Origin of the sequence: Streptomyces sp. NBC_00669 (genome assembly GCF_036226785.1) — a bacterium.
Taxonomy (GTDB): domain Bacteria; phylum Actinomycetota; class Actinomycetes; order Streptomycetales; family Streptomycetaceae; genus Actinacidiphila.
In genome coordinates this window covers 8,830,555-8,856,171 of the sequence record NZ_CP109018.1, presented here as the reverse complement: position 1 = coordinate 8,856,171, position 25,617 = coordinate 8,830,555, and the positions used below count along the sequence as shown (strand labels likewise).

The following is a 25,617-nucleotide window of genomic DNA, read 5'->3' as shown; positions in this document are numbered from 1 at the left end:
GCGCTTACGAGGGAGACGACGTGGGCCACCGCCGAGCCTTCCGGTGGCCTTTCCGAGGAGCTTCCCGGGCGGGTACTCCTACGGCCCGGTCAGGCGAACCGCCAGGCTCGCGGACGCCGCGAGGACCACCGGGCCGGCCACCCAGACGAGCGGAAGCCAGCTCTGGATGGCGGCGAGGGACAGGTGGAGCCGGACGACGACCACCATGACCAGGGCCAGCGGCATGGTCGTTCCCAGCACGCTGATCCGGGCGTACCCGAATCGGAACAGCAGGGGGAGCTGGATCGCGATGTTGACGGCGAACAGCGCCCAGGACAGCGCCAGCATCGTGACCAGCCGGCGGCCGTCGAGCGGGATGCCCTCGGCCCGCGCGAGGACCACGGCCAGGACCGTGCCCGCGGCGACGGTGCCGAGGTAACTCACCAGCGCCCAGGCGTAGTTCCCGAGCACGACCGTGCGCCGCGGCACGGGCAGGATCGCGTGCAGCGTCGCCAGGCCCTCCTTGTCGGCGACCACGAACGGGTGGACGGCGACATACGGGGCCAGCAGCACCGCGAGCGCCGGGACGACATGATCGGGGTTGCGGGCGAGGATCACCGCCAACAGGCCGAACACCAGCAGACCCTGGGTCCGGTACGGCGCGACGGTCCGCATGTGCAGCACCGCCATGCGGGCGACCGCGGTCATGCGACCGCTCCACGCCGGCCGGTCAGCGGCACCACCGGTCGCGGCGCCGGCGATCCGACATGGATGGCGATCTCCTCGAGGGTGGGCGCTTCGACAAGGACGCCCCTGCCGAGAAGATCCGCCTCCTCCGTGCGTACGAGGGCCTCCGCGCCGCTCGACGTCCGCCTGACGCCGATCAGTTCGACGCCGATGAGCCCGCTCAGATCGTCCGGACCGCCTCGCACCACCCGGTACGCGTCAAGGATCTCGTCCTTGGGGCCGGTCCGGACCACGCGGCCGTCATGGACCAGCGTCACGTAGTCGCCGATCCGGTCCAGATCGGCGGTGATGTGCGTGGAGAACAGCACGCTGTGCCCGTCATCGAGCAGGAAGTCCCCGATGACGCGCACGAGTTCGGCACGGGCGACCGGGTCCAGGCCGCTGGTCGGCTCGTCGAGGACGAGCAGCCGAGCCCGGTGCGAGAGCGCCACGGCGATCATGAGCTTCATCGCCATGCCGCGGGACAGGTCCTTGACCTTCGCCCGCAGATCCAGGCCGAACTCCGCCAGCAACTCCCGGTAACGCGTGCCGTCCCAACGGGCGTAGAAGGGACGCAGTGTCCGCTCGACCTCGGCCAGCCGCCAGTCCCCGACGAGGTAGCCGCGGTCGAGGACCACCCCGATGTCCTCGCGCAACGCCACGGGCCCGGGCACCCGGTGGCCGAGCAACTCGATCTCGCCGGTGTCGATCCCGCGCATGCCGAGCAGGCAGCGGATCGTGGTCGTCTTCCCGGCGCCGTTCGCGCCGATGAGCCCCATGACGTAGCCGGTCGGAAGCTCGAAGCTCACATCGTGCAACCTGAAACCGTTGCCCACCTCGGTGCCCACGCCCCGCAGGGCGAAAGCGAGTTCGCTGTGCACTGGACGGCCCTCCTGGCCTCAGGTGTGCTGGTGGTCGGCCCGCGTCAACTCGTCCAGGATCTCAATGAGATCCTCGCGGTCGAGGCCGGCCCGCCCGGCGGCGTCCAGGGCGGTCTGCAGCCCCTCCTCCACCTGGCGCAGCAGTTGCTCACGCACCAGCGCCGAGTCCAGCGGCAGCACGTAGGCGCCCTTGCCGGGGACCGTGGCGATGAACCCCTCGGCGGCCAGCTCGGTGTAGGCGCGATTGGTGGTGATGATGCTGATCCGCAGGTCGCGCGCGAGCGCGCGGACGGACGGCAGCGGGCTGTCCGCGGGGAGTTCCCCCGAGAGGACGGCCGCGCCGATCTGCTCCTTGATCTGCTGGTAGAGCGGCACACCGGCACTGTTGGACAACACCACCCGCACGACGGACCTCCGTTCGCCCTCAGCTGTACATGTGAACTATATACAGTCATGACGGTAGTCACACAAGGGCGCGGACGGACGGGGCTGCGAGGTCTCCCGCACGACACTGCCGTCCGGCGTCCGAAGGAGCCACTGCCCGCGACCCCGAACGCGGCTCGGCCGCGGCCGAGCCGATCAGCGGGCGCGCTCGGCCGGGTCGGCCAGCACACCGCGGCTCCGCCCGCCTCAGAACAGGGGCTCCGCCGCTGGGGGGATCGCCAGGGGCGGGGTGAGGGTGCCGCGGCGGGTGCGGGCGAAGGCGGTGAGGAGGTGCTTGGCGGCGAGCGCCGCGCCGGGCACCTGCCGGGCGAGGTCGCTCGCAGCGAGGTCCAGGAGCGCGTCGTGGGCCTCGGGCGCCAGCGCGCCGCACCGGTCCAGCGGGATGTGGACGGTGGAGGGCGGGGCCGGCGTGAGGGGGTTGCGGGACAGGCGTATCCACACCGGCCCGGTCCCGGGAGTGGCGGACCGCTCGGCGACGTGGGCCGCGACCAGCGCGCTGGTGGCGCGGTTCACGGCGGGATGCGACCACGCGGAGATGATCAGCGGCGCGCGGTCGAGCGCGGCCATCGCCTCCCGGTAGGGGTCGCCGCGGAGGGCGGGCACCGTGGCGGCGGCCACGGTCATGCCCGCCGCGCGCAGGGTCGGGGCGATCGGCAGCGTCGTGTCCGGATCGGTGAGCACGACGGCGTCGCGGGTGGGGGCGGGTCGGATGGGTGTCTGCCAGCAGGGGGTCGGGAGGGTCACCTCAGGACCTCCGCGCGCGGCGCCGGGCCGGGCGGCGGGGCGGGCACGGACTCCCCCGCTGACGGGACCGACCGGGCCGACGGGACGGACCGGGCGGATCGGAGGGACCGGGCGGATCGGAGGGACCGGGGGGCGCCGCCGAAGGGTGCCGGCCGCCGGGCGGGTCCGGCTCCGGGCCGCCGCATGCCGTCGCACGCCCGGCGGGCCGGCGGCGGGCCGCCGATGCCCGGGACGTGCGCCTCGTACGGGACCGCGTCCCGCCGGCTGTGCCCGGTATGCGTCGTGGTGTCCATGCTTCCAGGGGAGACCCTGCGGGCGGCGGCCGGAAGGGTCGAACGTGACCCGGGTCGGCGCCCGACCCGGGTCCGCCGCCGACCCGGGTCGGGCCGCCACCAGGCACCGGCACGGAATGTCACCTATGGTGGCGAACAGGCGTGTCACGGGCCAGCGACGTCAGGGGGTGCCGGATGGCGGACCCGGGTCAGCGTCCGCGGCTCGGCACGGACCTGCTGCCGACCTGGCGGGCACGTATCCACCCTCGGGACCTGCCCGAGGCGGCCGGGCTGAAGCCGCTTCCGGAACGGTTGACGGTGGCCCTCATGTCCCGCCTGGTCCACACCGACGAGCGCCACTACCGCCGGATCGAGCGCGGCACCGCGCACGGTGTGAGCGCCGCGCTGATCGAGGCCATCGCCCAGGTACTGCACCTGTCCGCGGACGAGACGGAGCTGCTGTACCTGTGGTGCCGCAAACCCCCGCCGCGCACGCCCCCCAGTGACGCCGGGGTGCCGCCGGACCTGCTCTCGGTGCTCGACCGCGAGGAGCACGGCGCCTACTGGTGCTCCGCCGACTACGAGGTGCTCGCCGCCAACCGGCGCGCCCTGGGCAACTGGCCGTGGATGGCCGACACGGGCACCAACGTCATGGTCTCGCTGCTGCGGGGCCCCGGCCGCGCGCAGTGCGCCGACTGGGAGACCCGATGGGCCCCGCTGCTGCTGGCCCAGCTGAGACGGGAGTTGATCCAGTCCCCCGACAACGCGGCGCTGCACGGGCTCGTCGACCGGCTGGTGACCGGTGACCCGGTGGTCGACCGCATCTGGCGCGCCACCGCGGAGAGCCAGCCGCGCGCCTACGGGACCACCCGCCCCATGGTCATGCCCCCGTGGCGGCCGTACACCGACGGCGCCGTCGAGATCACCGTCACGGCGCTGGTGCCCGTCAGCAGGCCGGACCTCCGGCTGGTGGTCGGGGTCCCGGCCCCCGACGTCACCCCGCAACTGCCGGAACTGCCGGACCTGCCGGAGCCGGCGACGCGCGAGGCCGGATAGCGGCGGGGCGGGAGAAGGGCGGCGGGTTCGCCCGATCGCCTTCGCCGGGAAGCCGCTTGCCAGGAGCCGTACGCCGGGGAGCCGTTCGTCCAGGCGCGCTCGTCGCGGAACCGTAAGCCCACAAGCCGTACGCCGGGGAGCCGCACACCGCGAAGCCGTACGCCGGGGAGCCGTTCGTCGAGAGCCGTTCGTCGCGGAACCCACCGCCGGCGAGCCCACCGTCAGGACTCCCCTCGCCGGGAGGCGTTCGTCACAGTGCGGGCCACCGCCCCGAGTTCCTGCGGGCGATCCGGGATGTGGCGGCCCTCACTGCGGCATCCTGGCCTCCAGGACCCGGACGTCCGGCACGATGAATCCAACCCGGTCATACCGGGCCTTACCGGACCTTTCGACCGAGGAAGCAGGGGGCGGCATGCGAGTGGCAGTGACCAAGCCGGTGGTGGTGCGGGCGCCGTACGAGGTGTCGACCGATGCCATCGAGGCGGACTGGCTGGAGAGGTGGCCGCTGGAGACCCAGCCGCCGGAGCGGCGCCGGCGGCTCGCCGCCGCCTTGCGGATGGTGCGCTCGACGGGCGTCACGTCGCGGCCGTGGGTGGCGCCGCTGGACGTCGTCGGCGACGGGGAGCGCGATTCCCGCACGGTCTACGCAGAGGCGTTCGCCGCGGTGGTGGACATGGCGGCGACGGCCTCGCTCCAGGCGCTGGAGGCGGCCGGGCTGGCGCCGGAGGACGTCGACTGCGTGGTGACGACCCACACCACGAGCTGGACGATTCCGCAGCTCGACGTCGCCCTGGTCAACCGGCTCGGCCTGCGCCGGGACGTGGCGCGGGTGCCGGCCGCCACCCTGGCCTGCGCGGGCGGCGCGCACAGCCTGATCCAGGCCAAGCGGTATCTGGCCGACCGGCCCGACGGTGTGGTCCTGGTCGTCGCGGGCGAGGCACTGTCGATCCTGCACATGCCCTGGCGCGAGCCGACCAGGACCGGGGTGCTCTACGGGGCGCTGTTCGGGGACTCCGCCGCCGCCACCGTCATGGCCGGCGCCGGGCCCGGGCAGGAGGAATCCGCGCGCCGGCTGGTCGCCGCGGGCGGCGGCCTGATCGCGGACGTCGACAGCTGGGAGTGGCTGCAGCCCGGCGAGAGTCCCTACTGGGGCGAGCTGCACCCCGCCGGGGTGCCGGGCGCGGGACGGATCACGTTCGAGTCCAACCGAGACGCCACCAAGGGCGCCCGCGAGTCCATGCCCCACCTGGTGAAGTGGCTGGACGGCAGGCGCGTGGAGTGGGCGGTGGTGCACCCGGGCGGACCGGGGATCATCACCGACACCGTCGACGCCCTCGGCCTGCCGCCGGAGGCCGGCCGGCACTCCGTGGACTCCCTCACCGGCGGCAACCTCGGCGGCGGCGCCGTGCTCGACGTCCTGCGCCGCACCCTGGAGGAGGGCCCGGCGCGGGGCCCGGGCGCGCTGGTGAGCTACGGCCCCGGTTTCGTCGCCGACGCGATATTCCTCGACGTCCCCGACGAGTCCCCGGCGGTCTGAGCCGGCACGACGCGCGGGGCGGGCCCCTCCCCTCCCGCGCGTCGCCCCCTCCCCCGTGCCCTCCCCGCGCGTCCCCCTCCCCCGCGTCGTCCGTCAGGGCCGGGCCGGGAGCGCGAAGTGCCGGAACGGGTCCGGCTGGATGAACACGGCGAGTTCGGTGATCCGCCGGTCCTCCACGGAGAGCACGCCGATGCCGAAGGGCCGGTGTTCCACCTCGCCCGGCGCCCGCCAGTAGAGCGCGAACGCCGGTTGACGGTTCGCCCTGGTGAGCCGGAGCCGCCACCCGTCGCCCATCACGCCGAACACGTGCTCGCGCAGGAACACTTCGATGTCCGGCCGCCCGGAGAACCACGACAGCCTCGGCGGCATGACCAGTCGCGCGTCGGCGCGCAGGAGTGCCACCAGCGCGGTGACGTCCGACGACTCCCATGCGGCGACGAGTCGCCGGAGCATGCCTTCCTCGGCCGCGCTGGAGCGCCGGGTCCATTCGCCGCGGCCGGCGGGCAGGTGGTCGGCCAGGGTCGCGCGCGCCCGCGCCAGCGCGCTGTTCACCGCCGCCCGGGTGAAGCCGAGCACGAGCGCGGTGTCCTTGGCCGACCAGTCCAGGACGTCACGCAGCACCAGGACGGCTCGCTGGCGCGGCGGAAGGCGTTGGATCGCCGCCAGAAACGCCAGCTCGATCGTCTCCTTCGCGGTCACGAACGCCTCCGGCTCGTCGTCGGCGGGCGCGGCCGCTTCGAGCAGCCGGTCGGGATAGGGCTGCAGCCACGGCAGTTCGACCGGCGGGGCCGGCCCCCGGCGCGGATCGCCCGGCGGGGAGACGTCGGTGGGCCAGACCCGCGCCTTCCGCCGGCGGAGCGCGTCCAGGCACGCGTGGGTGGCGATGCCGTACAGCCAGGCCCGGAACGGCGCGCTCCCGGCATAGCTGTCCAGCCGCCGCCACGCGCGCAGGTAGGTCTCCTGGACGGCGTCCTCGGCGTCCTCGATGGTGCCGAGCATGCGGTAGCAGTGCACCTGCAGCTCGCGGCGGTACGGTTCGGCCAGCCGCTCGAAGGCGTCTGCGCTCCCGGCGCGCGCGGCGTCGACATCTGGTTGCTCCACACAGGTATGACGCGCGGGGAGGTGCGGACTCATCGGTGGGTCCGCACCTCCCCGCGGCGCTCGGTCACACCAGCAGCTTCTCCACCGCGGTCTTCAGATCGGCCAGGGCCGCGCGGTAGAAGCGGGGGCCGTACGACACCCGTGCCACGAGCAGTTCGCGCAGCGCCGCCAGGTCGAGGCCCTCACCGGTGTTGCCGTTGACCGGGCCCGGGAGCCCGCTGACGAGGGCGGCGATGTCGTCCCTGTCGCGCACCCCGATGGGGTAGACGCAGTCTGCGCCGGCTTCCAGGTAGAGCCGGCCGCGTCGTACGGCTTCGGTGACCCGCGCCTGCCCGGTCAGCTTGCTCACGGGCAGGAACGTGTCGACGCGGGCGTTGATGACGATCGGGACCCCGGCGTCGTCGGCGGCGGCGCGGACATCCGCGAGCCACTGCGCCTGGGCACCGGCGTCGGCGAGGCCGCCCTGCCGGTGGTCGGTGTCCTCCAGGTTGCAGCCGACCGCGCCGGTGTCCAGCAGCCGGTCCACCAACTCCCGTGGCCGCATGCCGTATCCCGCCTCCGCGTCCACCGTCACGGGGACCTCCACCGCGCGGCTGATCCGCCCGGCCGCGGCGAACATCTCCTGCCACGGCGCGCGCTCGCCATCGGGATGGCCGAGCGTCGCCGAGACGGCCGCGCTGGCGGTGGCCACCGCGGGGAATCCCGCCTCCGCCACGACCGCGGCGCTCCCCGCGTCCCACACGTTGGGCAGTACCAGGAGCTCGCCCGTGTGCAGCGCGCGCAGCTTTTCCGCGCGGGCTTTCAGCGTCGCCACCTGAACGGTCATCAACTTCCTCCTCTTTCACAGCACATCACGTCGCGAAGGCGGTGAGCTCCTCGCGGGCGCGCCGGGACGAACCGGCGCACACAGGCCCAACTGCGTGTCCCCACCGGGGAGTCGCGTCCCTACGGCGCGCCCAGCAGTGCGGCGTTCGCCCGTTCGAGTTCCTTGACGGCGCCGGAGCGCCAGCCCGCGGCGAGCGGCTCGGTCAGGGGATCGGGGAAGATCTCCTCCTCTCCGGCGACCACTCCGTCGAAGATCGCGCGCGCGACGGCGCCGGGCGACGCCTTGGCGATCGGCAGGTCCCGCGACATGTCGGTGTCCACCGGACCGGTGAGCACCGCGTGCACGCTGACCCCACGACTCGCCAGCAGGGCGCGCAGGGACTGGGTCATGGAGAACGCGGCGGCCTTGGAGACGGAGTAGGAAGGGAGCACCGGCAGTGCGGCCAGCACCGCCACCGAGAGCACGTTGACCACCGATCCACCGGAGGTGACCAGCGCCGGCAGGAACTCCTGGGTCACTCGGTGGGTGCCGAAGAGGTTCACGGCGAAGTGCCGTTCCAGGAGGTCGGGATCGGTCAGGTCGTCGTGCAGTGCCAGGCCGGCGTTGTTGACGAGGAGGTCGAGGGAGTCGACGCTCCGGGCGGCGGCCCGCACCTGCTCGGTGTCGGTCACGTCGAGCGTCAGCGGCGTGACCCGGCTGTCGGGAGGGGTGAGCGGTCGGCGGGTGCCCGCGTACACGTGCTGGGCGTCGCGGCGGAGGGCCTCGCGGACCAGGGCCTCGCCGATACCGCGATTGGCGCCGGTGATCAGGACGGTCTTGCCTGTGAGTGACATGGCCAGCTCTCTGTGGTGTGCACGGCTCCGTGGTGTTCACGGCTGAGCGGCGCCGGTCAGCCGTCGCGATGCTCGCTCGCGTACGACATCGGCGTCACTTGTATGACGCGCCGCGCGGCACCCGGTGATCGGTCGGCGGGAGAGTCCGGCTCGCGTGGGGCGTTCCACCTGGTCACCGGTGTGCGGCACCCCTCGTCCGGGGCGGAGCGAGGGGTGCCGTGGCCCTCAGGCGCCCCCGAGGTCGTCGCGGTGCCCTGCATCGAGGCGGGGCCACTGGGGGGTGGGGCGCCCGTCCGTGGTGATGCCGACTGCCACCGCTGCGCTCCGCCCCGCGCGGGCAGCGGCTCAGACGACCAGGACGCGGCGCCCGCGGGTGTGGCCCGCCTGGCTGTCGACGTGGGCGGCCGCGGCCTCGGCGAGCGGGTAGGCCCTCTCGACGGGGATGTGCAGCCTGCCCCGCGTGATGAGGTCGGCGGCCACGGCGAGCGCGTCCGGCACGCTCCCGGCCACGCCGGAGAAGCGCACGCCGAACTCCGGCGCACCGAGGTCCGCGATGGAGACCACCTTCCGCGGATCGCCGGTCAGCTCGACGAGTTCGCGGATCACGCCCGAGCCGGCCAGGTCGAGCGCCGCGTCGACCCGGCCGAGCCGGCGCACCCGCTCGGCCCAGCCCTCACCGTAGGTCGTGGCGAGGGCGCCCAGACTCCGCAGGTACTCCTGGTTCGCGGCGCCGGCCGTGCCGATCACCGTGATGCCGCGGTCGCGGGCGATCTGCAGCACCGCCGATCCGACTCCCCCGGCCGCGCCGCTGGCCAGCAGCGTCTGCCCGGACCGCACCCCGACCTCGCGGAGGATGCGCAGCGCGGTCTCCACCACGGAGGGGTACCCGGCCGCCTCCTCGAACGTCAGGCCCTCGGGCATCCGGGCCCAGGCCGACAGCACGGCGAACTCGGCGTAGGTGTCGGTGCCTTCGCCGAACACCCGGTCGCCGACCTCGACCCCTTCGACGCCCGCGCCGACCTCGTCCACCACCCCGGCGGCGTCCAGCCCGACTCCGGCGGGCAACCGGATCGGATGGGCCCCCAGGACCTGGCCTTCCCGGAGCCGCCAGTCGACGGGGTTCACGCCCGCCGCCCGTACGGCGACGCGTATCCGGCCGGGGCCCGCGTGGGACTCCTCGGCGTCGATGAGGTGCAGGACGTCCGGACCGCCGAACTCGGCGAAGCTCACTTTCTTCATGCCGGCGACCGTAACACTAACCGTTAGCTTTTAGAAACAGCTTCAGTTTCGTATCTGGTAGCGTGAGCGCATGACCGTGGAGCCCGGACGCCGTGCACGCAAGAAGGCCGCGACCCGCCGGAAGATCGCCGACACCGCCCTGCGGCTCTTCCTGGATCGCGGATACGACGCGGTGGGCATCCGCGACGTGGCCGCCGAGGCCGACGTCGCCGTCACCACGCTCTTCTCCCACTTCGCCTCGAAGGAGGCCCTGGTCTTCGAGCAGGACGAGAACTTCGAGCAGCGCCTGGCCCAGGCGGTCACCGGCCGCGCGCCGGACGAGCCGCTGATCCCCGCACTGCACCGCGAGATCCAGGCCATGGTCCGGCACTGCACGGCGGACAGCGCCGCCCCGATCTGGCGGATGATCGACGAGACCCCCGCCCTGCGGGAGTACGAGGAGTCGATGCGGCTGCGCCACGCGGAGGCGCTGGCGACGGCCATCGCCGCCGACCCCGACCTGCCGCAGACCACGACGGCCTGCCGGACGCTCGCACGGTTCGCGATCGACGCCTACGCGGTGGCCCGCGAGGAGGCCGACCCGCAGGCCGCGGTGGACGAGATCTTCCGGATGATCGAGGCGGCCTGGAAGGTCACCAGCCCGTAGCCTCCCCCCAGAACGGGCCGCGCGGGCGGGACCCCTCCCGCGGGCCGGCGCCACAATCGGGGTACCGCGCCTACCGCGGTGGCGGCTTCGGAGGGGCGATGAGTGACGCGTCGGTGTGCTGGAACTGCCGGGCCAGGCCCGCGCACCCGCTTGCCGCGCACCGGGTGCGCCTGAGCCGTGACGTGCGCAGGAGCTGGGTCGTCGTGGGGCACCACTACGAGTGGCGGTCCCGGGAGGTGTCGGTGCCCCGCTGCCCGCGCTGCCGGCGGATCAACCTCGCCTACGCGACGTACCACTCGGTGCTGAGGATCGGCGGCGGGTTCGTCGGGTTCCTCGCGGCGGCAGGCGCCATCGCCGCTCTGGTCGTCCATCACTACAGCGCGCTGGTCGTCGCCGGGTTCATGGCCGCCGCGCTGCTGGTCGTCCTGGTCCCGGCCCGGCTGATCATGTGGCGCCACCCGAGGAAGGAGCCGACGGAGTACCCGCCCGTGGCGGAGCTGATCGCCGCGGGCTGGCACATCGGGAATCCCTACTGACCTGGACCGGTCGCGGGGTGACACGGGATCAGATCGCCAACAGCGTGGTCCACTTCTGCGCGCCGGTGTTGTCCACGGTGGACGAGCCGGGGTCGTCCAGGCAGCGGCCGGAGTGCGGGTTGCGGTAGCCGCCGTCGTACGGGTGCGGCGCGTCCGAGAGGTCGGCGGCGGTCAGGGGGCGAGGGTGACGACGGCCTGGTTGCCCGCGCCCGCGGTGACGGTGACCGTGAAGATGCCGGTCGACGCCGTGTAGGTGACGGTGCCGACGCTTCCGGTCGTGGCGGTGGCGGTGGGCTTGCGGGACGCGTGGCCGTGCAGGGTGACCGGCCCCTCGCCCGCGGCGAAGGCGACCGTGGTGTGGACGCTTCCGTCGTCGCTCAGGTGCGGGATGCGCTTGTCGCCGTGCGCGACGAACTTCCCCGCGTCGCCCAGGAACGCGATCCCGGACCGGCCGACCGGGGCCACCACCCAGTACGTTCCGCTGGTCACCGTGGAACTCACCTTGCCACCCGCGGAGATGAGCGCGCCGGTGCCGGCGTAGTAGTCGTAGGCGTACGCGGCCGTGGAGATGCCGAGTTCGGCGAGGGTGAAGGACGCGGTCTGGACGGGGCCGGTGGGGATCGTGCCGGGGGTGACGCCGAGCCAGTCGATGTTCCCCCCGCTGGCGCCGGTCGCGGTCGCCCGTACGGTGTTGGCGCCCTTGGCCAGGGTGACGGTCAGCCCGACCACGGTCCAGTTCGTCCACCACTCCGTCGAGGGGAACGACAGCGCCCGCGACGCACCCCCGTTGACGCTGATCGCCAGCGGGCGGTCGGTGAACGAGGCGTTGGCGTAGCGGAATTGGAGGGTGTAGGTGCCGGCCGCGGCGGCTTGGACGGTCCACTGGACGTAGTCGCCGGCGGCGTTCTGGTAGTCGGCGTAGCCGGTGCCGGTGTAGCCGTCCTCGTCGCTGCCGACGACCGCCCCCGACAGCGTGGCGTCCTCGGCCTGGTAGAGCTGCTGGGGGGTGGGGGTCTGGCGGGCGTAGGCGAAGACGTACCCGTACCCCAGGCCGCCGGCGTGCTGGACGTGGGTCGCCGCGACCATCGGGGGGAGTTTCCCGGCCGCTTCGGCGACGTAGGTGGCGTCGGTGGGCACGATCGGCGTGTCGGGCTTGACGATGATCCCGTCCGCGCGGGCGACCTGGCGCAGGTGGCCGGCGTCGACCTTGCCCAGCGCGTCGCCGACTCCGACCGGCCCGGCCGACAGGTTCGCCAGCAGCAGGTTGTCGATCTCCCCGCTGAGGAAGACATCCGCCCACGGCCAGATCCCCAACGCCCCCGCGAACTGCGAGTCGTACAGGAACTCGTCCCACTTCGGCCGGTCGAACCGGTCGTCCGAGACCCGGATCGTGGTCAGGTTCTGGTAGCGGACGCTCTGCAGGTAGTCGCGCGGCAGGGCCATGCAGTACTGCAGGTCCATCCCGTTCTCGGCGGCCTGGTGCGCCATGTTGTCGAAGAAGGCGTCGGCGTCGGTGAGGTTCTCCGCGGGCTTGGCGTTGTTGCACAGCCAGTCCTGTTCGTAGACGACCACTCCCCCCTCCCGCAGGTAGGCCATGACGCTCTGCCAGTACGCCGGATCGATGACGACGTTGTCGGAGAACCGGTACTGGCCGTGGTACGGGCTGGACTGGTCCATCCACCGCGCGTGCGTCACCAACGGCATCCCCAACTCCTGCTGGAACGCGGCCAGTCCGTCCGGGAACAGCTCCTGGTCCGCCTCGTACAGCGACGTGCCGTCCGGCAGGTCGTCCCACTTCCCGTCCGGGCCCTTGGGATACCACCAGCTGTCCAACTGCATGTAGCCCATCGGGATGTTCTGCGCCGCCCACTCGTCCCGCACCGCCAGCAGCGTGCCCGTGTACCCCTTGGCCTGGTCGAACGTGTAGTAGTAGTCCGCGCCGTTGTCCGTCCAGTACCCCAGCGTGCTCAGCACCACCCCGGTGTCACTGGCCGGCACGGACTTGCCCGCGAGGGTCCGCACCGCGGAGCCCCACGCCCGGTACGCCGCCCCCACCCCCGCCTTCACCGACAGGACCGTCTGCCGCGAGTACCCGGCCGGCAGCGTCCCGATCGAGCCGAGCACCCCCGCCGCGATCGACCCGTCCGCGCCCTGCGAGGTCTGCGCCTCCTGGAAGTGGTTCGCGGCCGAGACCACGAACGTGTCGCCCGCGTCGTCGAAGAACACCCAGGGACTGTCCGACGCGCCCTCGAACGTGTTGAACTGCGCCCGCCCGAAGCAGTCACGGTGGCTCAACTGGTGGGCCAGCCGCGGGTATCCGGTGAACGTCGGAAACGGCCCCGCGTTCGCCGCGGCCGTCACGTAGGTGTCCGTGAAGACCACCGCCGACGCACCGTCGTAGACCCGGATACCGCCCTTCCGCGCACCCGAGCGGAACGTGAACGTCGTCTCCGTGTAGCCGCCCAGCGCGTCCGACCCCGAGCGGGTGGCGATCCCGGTCGCCGCCGAGCCGAGCGAACCGCTGAACGTCCACCCCAGCGCGCTCGCCGTCACCTGCCACGTGCCGGACGCGTTCACGGTTCCGCGCAGCACCGCCGGCCTCGACGGTGCCGCGCTGCTCGCGCTCGCCCGCCCGACCGCTCCCGCCAGGGGAAGGGCCAGCGCGGCGGAGCCGACACCGGTGGCCCTGAGGAAGACGCGACGACTGAAACCGGTCATGGGGGGTGCTCCTCGTCTCGTTGCGGGCAGCGGAACGCGCGCGGTGGGGGCAGGCGGCCGTGTTTCGCTGAGGTGCTGGTGAGGTGCTGAGGAAGACGCGCGTGAAGGTCACGCGAAGGTCGTACGCCGTGAACGCGGCACCGGAGCGCGGCAACGGCCCGTCCGCTGCGTGAAGATGCGGTGCGCCCGGTGAGGGGATGACGCTCAGTGTGCAATGGTGTCGCTTTTGAGGTCAAGACTCAAGACGAGGAAACACTTCCCCACATCGGTTCACTCATGTGAAGCACGGATCAGGGAGTGACCTCAACTCGCAGCCCAGGGCGACTTCCTGGCGTCTCGACGTTCAATGAACCGACCTCCATTCATGTATGAAACCGTCGCATCGGCCGCCACGGAACAGGGCCGCCCCCTCCGACGGGAAGGGGCGGCCCTGGTACACCTCCCCGGTGGTGGCCGGGAGGCGTGCTCCGAAGGTCAGTTGAGCACGTGCGCCGCGTCGACGCTGACCGCGGTCCCGGTCGAGGCCGACCGGGAGGTGCCGCTGACCGTGAGGGTCAGCGTGTGGTGCCCTGCGCTCAGGCCGGTGCTGCCGAAGACGGTCTGCTGCGCCGCGGCGGTGGCGGCGTACTCGTCGATGCCGACGGGAGTTCCGCCGTCGACGGAGACCTCGGCCTGCCCCTGCGCGGGGCCGGTGGCCCCGACCAGCGAGACGCCGGTGCCGTAGAACTCGACGGTCGAGGTCGCCCCGGCCGAGGAGGAGGTGTGGGTGGTGGAGGTGTAGGCCGAACTGTCGCTGTTCTGCGCCCACGTCCCGCCGTAGCGGAAGAGGTCCTCGCCCTGGCCGTCGCCGGGCACCTGCGGGGTGGCGGTGGCGCCGCGGACCATGTCGGCGTCGTCCACCTCCATGTCCGCCTTCTTCCACACGTGCACATAGCCGATCTGGCTGGTGGCGGGGAACCCGGTCGCCGTGGGGCTGGAGGTGTACGGCGAGCGGATGCCCTGGGACAGGATGATGTTCATGCCGGTCTGGTTGTAGTCGGTGTTGTCGTACGTGCGGGCGAGCACCCCGTCGACGTAGAACTTGAGGTAGCCCGGCCCCCACTCCAGGCCGTAGGTGTGGAAGGAGCCGTTGAGGCTGCTGCCGGCGGTGTGGTCACCGGTGTGGCTGGTCAGCGTCGTGGAGGTCGGCGACTTCCAGTTGTGGTCGGTCATGCTGACCCACTTCGGCGAGCTGGTGCTCTGGCCGATCTCCTCGATGTCGATCTCGTTGCCCCAGACCGGGTCGATGTGCTCCAGCCAGAACGCCGGGCAGGTGCCGGGGAACGCCGTGGCGGACGCCTTGATGCTCGCCTCCACGTAGCCGTACTTGATCGTGTCGAGGCTGATCACCCCGCCCGACTGGTAGGGGGTGTTCACCCGGGTCTCGAAGCCGGGGTTGGTGAGCAGGTTGGAGCTGCCGCCGTCCGCGGTGAAGCTCGCGTCGTCGAGCCGGGTCCAGCCCTTCTGGTTTGAGGCGCTCTTGAGCCCGACGCTGCACGACCCGCCGGTCACCTTGATGCCACTGAGGGTGTAGAGCGTGTACGCGCCGTTGGACCTGGGGATGGACAGCGAGGTCGCGGTGTTGGTGGAGCCGCAGTTGTCGGCGACCAGGGACTGGGTCTGGTCGTTCGCCCCGCCGGTCCACACCCAGGCCGAGAAGGTGTAGGTGCCGTCCGCGAGGCTGCTCACCTTCTGCCGGGTGGTGACGTCGTAGCTCCAGTAGTTGTAGTGCACCAGCGCCGAGGAGCCCGAGCGGTGCTGGGTGGTGGTGACGTAGTCGGCGAGCGGCGACCACGAGTCGGCGCTGACGGTCTGCCAGCCGGCGGGCGTCTCGTTGAAGGAGTCGTTCGGCGCGTACTCGGAGTTGAGCGAGAGGTTGCCGCCGGACTCGGCCATGTCGCTGGCGTCCCAGCGCCACACGTCGCTGTAGGTGAGCGGCATCGGCTGCCACTTGGCGGTGTCCACGCTGGTCGCACCGAAGTCGTCGGAGTAGGCCGGTGAGTAGACCCAGTTGCCGGACCCGGTCGGGTCGGAGACGGGCAGCGGGTCGGCGGCGGTGGCGGGCGTGGCGCCGCCGGCGACGGTGAGGGGTATGAGGCCGGTGCCGAGCAGCGCGAAGGCGAGGGCGCGCGTGGTGAGGGTGCGCAGCGGTGATCTCATGGAGGGGTGGTGCTCCCTTCCGTTACTTTCCGGCGCCGAGGGTGAGTCCCTCGATGATTCGCCGGCCGAGCCAGATGTAGATGAGGAGCAGCGGGAGGAGCACGATCACGATCCCGGCGAAGAGCTGGCCCCAGTCCGCGCCGGTGTACTGGAGGCGCTGCATGAACTGGATGAGCGCCAGCGGGAGGGTGTCGTTGATCGAGCTCTGCAGGAAGACCAGCGCGAAGGTGGTCTCGCTCCAGTGGGCGACGACGTTGAGGATCAGCAGGGTGACGATCCCGGATCGCGCCAGCGGGAACATGATCGAGCGGAAGGTGCGCAGCGGTGAGGCGCCGTCGAGGGACGCCGCCTCCTCCAGTTCGCGCGGCAGCGAGGCGAAGAAGCTGGTCAGGAAGAACACGGCGAACGGCAGCGAGGTGCCGACGTAGATCAGCCACAGCCCGAGGAAGCTGTCCACCAGGCCGGCCTGGTTCATCGCCGCGTACAGCGGCAGCACCACCATCTGGGCCGGGACGCCCAGGCCCAGGGCGAAGCCGAGGGAGATGGCCCGGGTGCCGCGCACCTTGAACCGGGCGAGCGCGTACGCGGCCGGCGCGGCGAACAGTACGGTGCCCAGGGCGGTGGCGGTGACCAGCCCGACGGTGTTGACCAGCGCCACGCCGAAGTTGCTCTCCTGCCAGGCGTCGGCGAAGTTGCCCCATCGCCAGGTGTGGGGCAGCGACAGCGGGTTGCTGAAGATCTCGTCGGTGGTCTTCAGCGAGGCGAGCAGAATCCAGAGGACCACGAAGATGCTGAATCCGGCGATGATCCAGGTGGCGGCGCGCACCGCGGTGGTGACGGTGCTGCCGACCAGCGCGGGGAAGGAGCGGGAAGGGCGGGGGGACCGGGCGGAGCGGGAGAAGCGGGCGCGGGCGGGCTGGCGGGGTGTCACGGCGGTGGACCTCACAGTTCCACCGACTCACGGCGGAAGACGCGGCTGAGCAGGACGACGGCACAGGCGGCGAGCAGCATCGTCACCACGGAGGAGGCCGCCGCGGTTCCGTACCGGGGGGTGCCGACCGAGGCGAACGCCTCGGAGTAGGAGTAGACGGCGGTGTTCCAGATCTTCAGCGGCGGCAGGTAGCCGCCACCGCCGGCGAAGGCGTAGAGGAACTCGAAGATCTTGACGGAGCTGATCGCCCACAGGATCGCCGCGACCCCGACCGCGTCCCAGGTCAGCGGGAGGATGACATAGCGGAACCGCTGCCAGGCGTTGGCCCCGCTGATCTCGCACTCCTCGAACAGGTAGGGCGGGATACGGTCCACGGCGGCCATCAGGATCGTGGTGTAGAAGCCGGTGTTGATCCAGATCAGGCCGACCAGGACGACGGCGAACAGGTTGTCCTCGGCGAGCCACTGGGGCGGGTGGTGGAATCCGCTCCAGCCGAGGATCTGGTTGATCATGCCGTCGTGCTGGAAGAGGAATCCCCACACGATGGCGAGCAGCACGCCCGGCGCGATGTTCGGGAAGAACACCACCATGCGGATGAACTTGCGGCCCCGCATGTCCCGCAGGGCGAGCATCATCATGAAGGCCAGCACGAAGGTCGCCGCGCCGACGCCGAACAGGATGATCAGGGTGTGGGTGAAGGACGACCGGAAGGTCGGGTCGTGGAAGAGCATGCGGAAGTTCTGGAAGCCGACCGGCTTGACCGGCCCGGAGCCGGACCACCTGGTGAAGGCGAGCCCCACCGTGATCAGGCCCGGGACGACCAGGAACCCGGCGTAGAGCAGGGCGGCGGGGACGACGAACCAGCCGAACAGGCGCCGCTTGGAGCGTTCGAGCGGGTTCGTGGGTGCCGAGCGTCCGCGCGGGGTGTCCTGGTCGGTGTTCCCGGCCGTCCCCTTCCGGACGGTGCGGTGGCGGTCCTCGGCGCCGCGGATGGTCGTTGTCACTGGGGTACCTCCGGAAGGGGGTTCGAGCCCGCAGCACGTACGGCCGCTGCGGTGGGGCCGGATCAGCCGTTGTTGGACCAGTACGCCGCGCTCCGCTCGGGCAGCTTGGCCGCGAAGTCCTTGGCGGAGGTCTTGCCGAACAGGAGGCTGTTCACCAGCGGTTCGAGCACCTTGGTGGTCCAGTCGCTCTGGTAGTCCACGAGCCCGTCGTACTGCCCGTGCAGCGGCTTGGTCGCGGCGTCCAGGTTCTTCTGCACGCCGGCCAGCACCGCGGGGGCGGCGATGTCCGAGCGCGGGGTCAGGTTGGCGGTGTCGGTCGCGATGGCGGCCAGCCGCTGCTTGTTCATGAAGTAGCTGATGAACTGCTTGGCCTCGGTGGCGCGGGCCGCCTTCTTCGGCACCGTGAAGCCGATCAGGTACGCCTCGGGGCTGCCGCCGTCGCCCGCGGCGACGTTCGGCATCGGGAAGAAGCCGGGCTTGAAGCCGCGTGCCAGGTAGGAGGCGGTCTCGGAGGGAATCCAGGAGCCGCAGTAGAGGAAGTCGGCCTTGCCCGCGGCCCACTTCTGCTGGAGGGCGGGGAACTTGCTGCTGCTGTAGCCGGGCGCGAAGTAGTGCTGGGTGACCAGTTCCTCGATCCGCTGGGCGGCGGCGAGGATCGCCGGGTCCTTGAGCGCGTCGCCGGTCTTGTCGCCGGCCGCGGCGCGCAGCTTGTCGGGGCCGAGCTGGTTCACCACCAGTTCGGCGAAGTAGTAGAGGTTGTACAGGGCGATGTCGCCGTCCTGGGCGATCGGCGCGCGGCCGGCCGCCTTGGCCTTCTGGAACAGGGCGGTCAGCTCGTCCCAGGTCTTCGGCGGGTCGGCGGCGATGTCGGGGTGGGCGGCGGCGTTGAACCAGAACCCGGAGGAGGCCACCTCGTAGGGGATCATCCAGGTGTCGCCGCCGGTGGTGACCAGGTCGGTGTAGGCGGGCTTGACGGCTGCCGACAGCGGCTGGGTCTCACCCTCGGCGGGCTTGCCGAGCACGTCGTTCAGCGACAGCGCGTTGCCCGTGCTGACCAGCACCGAGCGCACGTTGCGCTGGGCGCCGTCGATCAGGTCGAACGGGGTGGTGCCGGCGTTGAGGGTCGGCGAGATCTTGGCGAAGACGTCGCGGCCGCCCCACTGCACGTCGACCTTGATGCCGGTGTCCTTGGTGAACGCGGCGATCTGCCGGGCCAGGACCTTCTGCTGCGGCTCGCCCTCGCTCCAGCTCGACCAGAAGGTGAAGGAGCCCTTGGCGGAGCCGCCGGAGGATTTTCTGCCGCCGACCACGCGGCCGCAACCGGCCAGCAGCGGGCCCGCGGCGAGCGCGGTGACCGCGGCGGCGAAGGCGCGTCGAGATGTTTCAGGCATGAGCTGTCCTCAAGGGGAAATGGGGCGTGTGAGTGGGTGGTGCGGAAGATGCCGGGGCCAGGGCCGCCTCAGGCGGTGGCCACGGCGATCTCGGGCGCGCTGATCGCCCAGTAGCCGCGGGTGCCGGGGTCGACCAGCCGCCAGGCGATCCGGACCTGGCCCGCGCCGTCGGGGCAGTGTCCGGTGAGCGTCAGCGGCGTGCTGAGCTGCGACTCGGGCCGCAGCCGCAGCCAGAGCCGGTGGGTGCTGCCGTCGTCGAACTCGGCGTGCACGGTGGCGCCGAACTCGGGGATGGCGTTCCACAGGCGGTAGTGGCTCAGGAACGACACCGTGAACCGCGCCCCGGGGGTGACCGGGGTCCACGGCGAGCGGAGGGTGGAGTCGAAGTCGCCGGTGCCGCCCCAGCGCCGGGAGTCGGCGACGGCGATCATGTCCCGGCTGCGGACGAAGGAGCCCCGGCCCCGGCCGCCGTCCTCGCGTGCCCAGTCCTGCTGCCGGATCAGCCGCCAGCCGCGGTATCCGGGATCGCCGGAGTCGGGGGTGCGCTCCAGCCGGGACCAGCCGGCCGGCAGCTGCCCGGTCGAGGTCGCGCCGTCCGGGACGGCGACGGTGTCGAAGGGGTCCTGGCCGGGGGTGCCGATCGGGACGCCGTCCAGCCCCCACGCGGGGTCCACCGGGATCGCGAAGTGCCGCAGGATCGAGGGGACGACGTCCACCTGCCGCCAGGTGCGGGCGCGGGCGGCGCCGGGATCGATCCAGGAGGCGCTCGCCGCGATCCACGCGGTCCTGGTGGTCTCCTCGTCGCCGCCGTGCAGATCCCCGGTCTGGCCGTGGTCGGTGGCGACCAGGACCAGCCAGTCCTCCTCGGCGTGGGTCGGGCGGGCCCGCACGGCGGAGAGGATGTCGCCGATGTGGCCGTCGACCCGCTCGATCGCGGCGCCGTACGCGTCCGAGTCGGACCCGACGGCGTGACCGGTGGCGTCGACCTGGTGGAAGTAGGCGTAGGCCAGGTCGAGTTCCCGGTCCTTCAGGGCGTGCACGAGGTCCCGGGTGGTGGCGGCGTCGTTGCGGACCGGGTCGCCCTCCTCCGGCTGGAGCCTGGTGGTGGCCGACGCGATCAGGAAGTCGTTGATCGGCGCCCAGTCCGCGCTGCTGAACGTCACCAGGTCCGGCCGCAGTTCGCCGATCCGCGTGAACAGCGGCGGGTACCGGGTGAGGTCGTGGCCGGCGAACTCGTTCTCGAACACCAGGTGCTTGTCCGGCCAGACCCCGGTGTGCAGGCTCGCGTGGCCGGGGCCGGACACCGGCAGCGTGAGGGCGGTGTCGGTGATGTGGGAGGGGGCCAGCACGCCGGCCTCGCCGACCGAGTCGATCGCCGGGGTGCCGGCGGCCGTCAGCCGGTCGTAGCGGGTGCCGTCCACGACGATCAGCAGCGCCTTCGGGCGCCGGCCCGCGGTGGTCGGGTCCGCCATGGGTCGGGGGGTGCTCATCCGTGGGATCTCCTCGCGGCTTGGTGGACGAGCCGGGCGAAGAACTCCGCCTGGGCCGCGGTCTGGTAGTCCCCGCCGCCCTCGTGGCCGTTGTGTCCGTAGACGTTGATCGACTTCTCGACCGGACGCGCGGAGTGCGCGCCGTAGCGGTTGAACGCGGCGTACACCGAGGAGGGCGGGCAGGTGCGGTCCATCAGCCCGACCGAGAACAGGGCGGGGGCGCTCGCGCGCCGGCCGAGCAGCGCGCCGTCGAAGTAGGACAGGGTGCGGTAGACGGTCTCGGTCCGGTCCCGCCACGCCGCGAGGTACGCGGTCACCTCGTCGTAGGGCCGCCGGTCGGCCAGGGCGACCGCGCGGGGGAAGGCGCACAGGTACGGCACGTCGGCCGCGACGCCCAGCAGGTCCACGTCGACGTGCGCGGCCAGCGCTGCCGCGGCGAGGGCGATCCCGCCGCCCTGGCTGGCGCCGGTCACGATGATCCGGGCCGGGTCCACCAGTTCGGTGGCCGCGGCGGCCTGGAGCAGGCGGGCGGCGTCGGTGTAGAGGCGGCGGTAGAAGAACGTCTCCGGGTCGGTGATCCCGAGCGTCAGGTAGCCCGGGGCGTGCGGCAGTCCCGCCGCCGCGTCCGGGTCGGGGGTGCCGGCGCCGGGCCCGCCGGAGCCGCTGCCCTGGCCCCGGTTGTCCATCGAGAAGTGCGCGTATCCGGCCGTGGCCCACAGCAGGTCGGTGTGCGGGAAGCCCCGGCCGCGCGTGTGCCCGTGGTACTGCACGACCGCCGGCAGCGGGCCCGTCGCCCCGGCCGGCACGGTCAGCCACGCCTTGATCGGGGCGCCGCCGAATCCCGCGAAGGAGACGTCATAGGTGTCGACGAGCCGCCACGGCGTCTCCACCTTGGCGAGGGCGAGGTGCAGCGGAAGCGCGCGGGTGGCCGCGATGGTCCGCTCCCAGAAGGCGTCGAAGTCCTCGGGCTCGGGGAGGTCGCCGAGGTAGCCGGCGAGTTCGGACGGTGGGAGGTCGAAGAGCGGCACGGGAGGGGCCTTTCACCGGGCTGAGCACGTCTCGGGCGGCGCCGGGAACGTCGGTACTGTCCGTACTGTCGGTACTGGGGAGGGGAGCTGAGGAGGGGTGACGGGTGCGCCGCGCCGAGGACCACCGCGGGGCAGCAGTCACACGAGGGCCCCGTCGTAGGCGTTGAGGAGGTCGGGCAGGTCCGCCACGCTGTCGAGAATGTGCGTGTGGGGCACGGTCGCGAAGTCCGTGTCGGTGTGGGTGCCGGTCCGCACCGCCGCCACCACTGCCGCACCCGCGCGGTGCCCGGCCAGCAGGTCGCTGGTCGTGTCGCCGACGGCGGCGAGTCGGGTGACGGACTCGGTGCCGGTGCGCAGGAGCGCGGTGAGCAGCATGTCCGGGTAGGGGCGGCCGCGGCCGGCGTCGACCGGCGACAGGGCGAAGGTGACCAGGTCGCGCCAGCCCAGCTCGTCGAGGATCTGGTCGCGGGTGGCCGGGGAGAAGCCGGTGGTGAGGACGACCTGGCGGCCGGCGGCGCGCATCCGCTCGATGGCGTCGGCCGCGCCCGGCAGCGGAGCGACGCCGTTCTCGGCCACGGAGCGCGCGTACGCCTGCTCGAACGCCTGGTTCGCCCGGGCGGCGCGGTCCTCGTCCCCCCGGGTCAGCACCCGGAAGACCGCGATCTTCGACTGGCCCATGGTCTCCAGCGCGTAGGCGACCGCGGCGGCGTGCTCGGGGCTCCCCGGGGTGAACCCGGCCACGGGCAGCGCTTCGTGGAAGGCCGCGAGAACAGCGCCGCCGTCCTCGACGGTCGTGCCGGCCATGTCGAGGCAGACCAGCTGTACGGATTCGGGCATGGTTGTCCTTCGCTAGGGATGGTGCTGAGGTGACCGGACTTCGGTCACGGCCGCCGGGCTCCCCGCGTGCCCGCGCCGACCTGCCGTGCGCGCTCCGATCCGGTACGCGAGCGAGGGCCGGGACAACCCGGGGAGTCCGCTCGGCCTTCTCATGTCGAGCTTGGCGAAACTCTCCCAGCCCACTCGGGAACGCGTCAATGACTTGTACGTACAAGACATCGACCGTTCACCTCGGCGGCCCCTTCGGCGAGCGGACATCGGCTCGCGATCCGGGCGAATCCACCCGCGCTCGGCGACCCGCGGCCCGCTGTGTCATGACACCCCGACCGGCTCCGAGGCCCCGCCGCCCGCACGCACGACCACACGAACGCACCTGTACCGTCAGGTGCGTGAGGGAGCCCTTGCGCAGCGCCATCGCGGCCCGGTCGCGCCGGCGCACCCGAAGCGGCGAGGTCCAGGTCGTCGATCGTCTGCCGTCGGAGGCCGACCTGCGCGCGGAGTTCTCGACCTCGCGCCGGGGACACCCCCGCCGAGGGAACGACGCCTGACCGTCGACGCGCCGGACGTGCCGATCGAGTGGTCCGAGGACCGCAACCGGTCGGACGTGGCCACGGCGACCGTCAACAACACCCGCGCGGCGCGGTCGGCGAGACGGCTCCAGCTCCTCGCTCCCGGCTCCCGACTCCCGACTCCCGACTCCCGACTCCCGACTCCCGACTCCCGACTCCCGACTCCCGGCTCCCGGCTCCCGGCTCCCGGCTCCCGAGCGCCAACTCCTCGCTCCGCGAACGGAGTCGGACCAGGCTCGGGGCCGACGCCTCCCCCCGCGCACCTACCGGGACCGCCTCCTCCGAAGCATGCAAGGCCCCGAACTTGTTATGAGCGAGGGGCGGAAATCAATCACTTGTACGTACAAGTAGCGCGAGGCCGAGGTGACGGGTGCCGACGGCCAGGTCCAGTGGTGTCGGCGAGGCCGGCGCCTCGATGCGCAGAAAGCGCTCTCGAAACATGCGCACCCGCCGCTCGCCGTAGACCGTTTCCGTGCTGGGCCATTGACACAAGAAACCGCTTTCTCCTAGCGTTCCGGGACGAGGAGACTCCATGACCCCCGACTGGCCCGAGGTCGTCCGACGTGTCGACGACCACGCATGGGCGCGCGACATCACCGACCACGTCCGTGCGGACTTCGACCGCTGGCAGCCCGGCCTCGTCATCCCCGGTCCCGCCACCCCGACGGCCTGGACCCACCACTACTTCTGCGACGACGACGGCTCCGCCCTCACCTTCGCCCCGGACTCCCCGCACCGGCACGTCTGTGCCACGTGCGGGCGGGTCTACCGCGGCGAACCGTGGGACGGCGCCTGGCGCACCACCGTGCACAACTGCGTGGCGGCGCAGGCCCAGCGCGCCGCACTGGTGCTGCGCCTGTCACCCGAACCCGCACAGCGCGAGCGGGCCCGGGCCGCACTGGAGCGGATCTTCGCGACGTACACCCGCGACTACCTCGCCTACCAGCCGCACGGCGTGCACGCCGGCCGGGGGCGGGTGCAACCGCAGTCGCTGGACGAGGCGGTCTGGGCGGTCCTGCTGCTGCGCGCGCTGCGCTGGGCCGGGCCGGACGCGCTCAGCGCGGGCACCCGCGCCGCGCTGCCGCGGTTCGCCCGGGCGGTGGCGGACCTGCTGCGTCCCCAGATCTCCGCGATCCACAACATCCACTGCTGGCTGCTGGCCGCGGTGGCCGAGTGCGCGGCGCTGCTGGCGGACCGCGAACTGCTCGACTGGTGCCGGGACGGCGAGTTCGGCGCCCGGGCCCAGATCGCCCGGGGCTTCCACGCCGAGGGCCTGTGGTTCGAGTCGAACGCCCACTACCACTACTACGCCGTCGCGGCGCTGCTGTCGTATCGCGAGGCGACCGGCCCCGACGGCCTGGACCAGGACTCCGCCGCCCGCCTGTCCCGCGCCGTCAGCGCCCCGCCCCGACTGGCGTACTCCGACACCCGGTTGCCGGCCTACGGCGACGGGTGGCCCGACTGCTGGACCGCGGACTTCGCCCCGCACGCGGAAGCCGCCTGGACGCTGCTGCCCGAGCGGCCGGTGGACCCCGCGCCGTACTACCGCGTGCCGCGGCCGGGGCCGGTGCGGTTGTGGGGCGGCGCCGACCTGCCCGGTGGCGTCGGCGTGCTCGGCCCGCGCCGCTCGGTGGCGGCCCTGGTCTTCGGACCGGACGAGCTGGTCTCCCCGCCCGGCGACGACGAGCGGTCCCTGGTCTGGCCGGAGGCCGGGGTGGCGGTGCTGCGCTCGGACCGCGCCCGGCTCACCCTGCGGTTCGGCCCGGACGGCGGGTGGCACGACCACCGCGACAAGCTCGCCGTCGACGCCGAGACCGCGGGCGGCTGGCAGAGCCTGGACCTGGGCACCAGCGGCTACGGTGCGCGCTTCACCGCCTGGATGCGCTCCCCCGTCGCCCACAACCTGATGATCTGCGACGGGCGGCGCCAGCCGGCCCACACCGGCCGGCTGCTGCACGCCTCCGAGCACCGGGTGTCGGCGCAGTCCGCCTGGGACGGCCACACCCTGCGCCGCACGCTCCAACTGGCCGACGACGGCTGGACGGACGTCTTCGAGGCCGAGGCACCCGCCACCGGCCTGCTGGAGTGGGTCTTCCACGGCGACGGCGCGTTCGCCCCCGGCGCCGGCCACCCCGCCCTGCTCACCGACGACGGCCCGGACCAGGACGCTTCGGACCGGGACGCCCTGGGCCAGGACGCCGGCTCGGCATCCACCGCCGCCGGGGGCAGCCCCCGGGACCCGGAGCACGACACCGGCCACGGCTGGCTGCGCGAGGTCCGCCGGCTGCCCGTTCCTGCCGACCGCCGGTTGACCGGTGCGTGGGACGCCGCCGGGTCGCCCGTGCTCGAACTCGACGTACCGGAGGGCTTCGTGGCGTACGCGGCCGTCGCCGACGGCAACCCGACCGGGCTGCCGCTCGGCGTGGTGCTGCTGCGCGGCCGCGCCCGACGAGCCCGGATCGAGGCCCGCTTCCGCCTGCCCGACCGGCCCTGATCCGCCGCCCCGCGCACCCGTGTCCGCCCGCCCCCGCGAGCCCGGCTCCCGCCTGCGCCGCGCCGCCCAGCCGCCAACTGCCACCTGCCACCTGCCACCTGCCACCTGCCACCACGTACCGACACGTTCCGCCACC

At 72.6% G+C, this 25,617-nt stretch carries 22 protein-coding genes; 6 read left to right on the top strand and 16 right to left on the bottom strand.

The features are described 5' to 3' along the window. Positions 1-78: 78 nt before the first annotated feature. From OG896_RS37310 to OG896_RS37295, 4 genes are all read right to left on the bottom strand, one after another. Positions 79-687 carry an ABC-2 transporter permease gene (locus OG896_RS37310; RefSeq protein WP_329372551.1) on the bottom strand — a complete coding sequence of 203 codons (609 nt, stop codon included), beginning with the start codon at positions 685-687 and terminating at the stop codon, positions 79-81. Beyond that, the gene (locus tag OG896_RS37305) at positions 684-1,586 is read right to left on the bottom strand and encodes an ABC transporter ATP-binding protein (RefSeq protein WP_329372550.1); all 903 of its coding nucleotides are present in this window, start codon (positions 1,584-1,586) and stop codon (positions 684-686) included. The genes OG896_RS37310 and OG896_RS37305 overlap by 4 nt, the downstream gene beginning before the upstream one ends. Positions 1,587-1,604: 18 nt before the next feature. Further along, positions 1,605-1,991: a GntR family transcriptional regulator gene (locus OG896_RS37300; RefSeq protein WP_329372548.1), complete on the bottom strand. Its 387-nt coding sequence runs from the start codon at positions 1,989-1,991 to the stop codon at positions 1,605-1,607. Between the two features lie 225 nt (positions 1,992-2,216). Then, positions 2,217-2,774: a hypothetical protein gene (locus OG896_RS37295; RefSeq protein WP_329372546.1), complete on the bottom strand. Its 558-nt coding sequence runs from the start codon at positions 2,772-2,774 to the stop codon at positions 2,217-2,219. Between the two features lie 467 nt (positions 2,775-3,241). Here OG896_RS37295 and OG896_RS37290 point away from each other — a divergent pair, with 467 nt between their 5' ends. Then, the gene (locus OG896_RS37290) at positions 3,242-4,102 is read left to right on the top strand and encodes an MmyB family transcriptional regulator (RefSeq protein WP_329372544.1); all 861 of its coding nucleotides are present in this window, start codon (positions 3,242-3,244) and stop codon (positions 4,100-4,102) included. A 412-nt stretch (positions 4,103-4,514) separates the two neighbouring features. After that, positions 4,515-5,639 (top strand): PhlD, encoded by a 1,125-nt coding sequence (locus OG896_RS37285; protein WP_329372543.1) that lies wholly within the window; start codon positions 4,515-4,517, stop codon positions 5,637-5,639. A gap of 93 nt (positions 5,640-5,732) precedes the next feature. On the opposite strand, the gene OG896_RS37280 is transcribed toward OG896_RS37285, so the two are convergent. The 4 genes from OG896_RS37280 to OG896_RS37265 form a co-directional block, all read right to left on the bottom strand. Next, entirely contained in the window at positions 5,733-6,740 is a 1,008-nt protein-coding gene (locus OG896_RS37280) for an RNA polymerase subunit sigma-70 (RefSeq protein WP_329372541.1), read from the bottom strand. A gap of 64 nt (positions 6,741-6,804) precedes the next feature. Continuing rightward, positions 6,805-7,566 carry an isocitrate lyase/PEP mutase family protein gene (locus OG896_RS37275; protein WP_329372539.1) on the bottom strand — a complete coding sequence of 254 codons (762 nt, stop codon included), beginning with the start codon at positions 7,564-7,566 and terminating at the stop codon, positions 6,805-6,807. 119 nt (positions 7,567-7,685) lie between these two features. Next, positions 7,686-8,399, bottom strand: coding sequence for an SDR family NAD(P)-dependent oxidoreductase (locus OG896_RS37270; RefSeq protein ID WP_329372537.1), 714 nt, complete (start codon positions 8,397-8,399; stop codon positions 7,686-7,688). 345 nt (positions 8,400-8,744) lie between these two features. Continuing rightward, positions 8,745-9,638: an NADP-dependent oxidoreductase gene (locus OG896_RS37265; protein ID WP_329372535.1), complete on the bottom strand. Its 894-nt coding sequence runs from the start codon at positions 9,636-9,638 to the stop codon at positions 8,745-8,747. Positions 9,639-9,708: 70 nt separating this feature from the next. Between OG896_RS37265 and OG896_RS37260 the strand changes: the two genes are divergently transcribed. Next, positions 9,709-10,284 (top strand): TetR/AcrR family transcriptional regulator, encoded by a 576-nt coding sequence (locus OG896_RS37260; protein WP_329372533.1) that lies wholly within the window; start codon positions 9,709-9,711, stop codon positions 10,282-10,284. Positions 10,285-10,382: 98 nt separating this feature from the next. Then, complete coding sequence (locus tag OG896_RS37255; protein WP_329372531.1) at positions 10,383-10,820, top strand: hypothetical protein; 438 nt, start codon at positions 10,383-10,385, stop codon at positions 10,818-10,820. Positions 10,821-10,991: 171 nt separating this feature from the next. Here the strand turns inward: OG896_RS37255 and OG896_RS37250 are convergent, their stop codons facing one another. The 8 genes from OG896_RS37250 to OG896_RS37215 form a co-directional block, all read right to left on the bottom strand. Beyond that, a complete protein-coding gene (locus OG896_RS37250; protein WP_329372529.1) occupies positions 10,992-13,538 on the bottom strand; it encodes a CBM35 domain-containing protein in 2,547 nt (848 codons plus the stop codon). Positions 13,539-14,012: 474 nt separating this feature from the next. Further along, the gene (locus OG896_RS37245; protein WP_329372527.1) at positions 14,013-15,737 is read right to left on the bottom strand and encodes a glycoside hydrolase family 16 protein; all 1,725 of its coding nucleotides are present in this window, start codon (positions 15,735-15,737) and stop codon (positions 14,013-14,015) included. A gap of 22 nt (positions 15,738-15,759) precedes the next feature. Further along, complete coding sequence (locus OG896_RS37240; protein WP_329372525.1) at positions 15,760-16,668, bottom strand: carbohydrate ABC transporter permease; 909 nt, start codon at positions 16,666-16,668, stop codon at positions 15,760-15,762. Between the two features lie 11 nt (positions 16,669-16,679). Further along, positions 16,680-17,672 (bottom strand): carbohydrate ABC transporter permease, encoded by a 993-nt coding sequence (locus OG896_RS37235; RefSeq protein ID WP_329372523.1) that lies wholly within the window; start codon positions 17,670-17,672, stop codon positions 16,680-16,682. Between the two features lie 62 nt (positions 17,673-17,734). Further along, complete coding sequence (locus OG896_RS37230; protein WP_329372521.1) at positions 17,735-19,063, bottom strand: ABC transporter substrate-binding protein; 1,329 nt, start codon at positions 19,061-19,063, stop codon at positions 17,735-17,737. Between the two features lie 68 nt (positions 19,064-19,131). Further along, positions 19,132-20,553 carry an alkaline phosphatase family protein gene (locus OG896_RS37225; protein ID WP_329372520.1) on the bottom strand — a complete coding sequence of 474 codons (1,422 nt, stop codon included), beginning with the start codon at positions 20,551-20,553 and terminating at the stop codon, positions 19,132-19,134. Then, complete coding sequence (locus OG896_RS37220; RefSeq protein ID WP_329372519.1) at positions 20,550-21,581, bottom strand: acetylxylan esterase; 1,032 nt, start codon at positions 21,579-21,581, stop codon at positions 20,550-20,552. Before OG896_RS37220 ends, OG896_RS37225 begins: the two co-directional genes overlap by 4 nt. Positions 21,582-21,719: 138 nt before the next feature. Continuing rightward, positions 21,720-22,418 (bottom strand): phosphonatase-like hydrolase, encoded by a 699-nt coding sequence (locus tag OG896_RS37215; RefSeq protein WP_329372517.1) that lies wholly within the window; start codon positions 22,416-22,418, stop codon positions 21,720-21,722. Between the two features lie 389 nt (positions 22,419-22,807). Here OG896_RS37215 and OG896_RS37210 point away from each other — a divergent pair, with 389 nt between their 5' ends. Both OG896_RS37210 and OG896_RS37205 read left to right on the top strand, forming a co-directional pair. Next, positions 22,808-22,966: a hypothetical protein gene (locus OG896_RS37210; protein WP_329372515.1), complete on the top strand. Its 159-nt coding sequence runs from the start codon at positions 22,808-22,810 to the stop codon at positions 22,964-22,966. Positions 22,967-23,519: 553 nt separating this feature from the next. After that, positions 23,520-25,481 carry a heparinase II/III domain-containing protein gene (locus OG896_RS37205; RefSeq protein ID WP_329372513.1) on the top strand — a complete coding sequence of 654 codons (1,962 nt, stop codon included), beginning with the start codon at positions 23,520-23,522 and terminating at the stop codon, positions 25,479-25,481. The last annotated feature ends 136 nt before the right edge of the window (positions 25,482-25,617 follow it).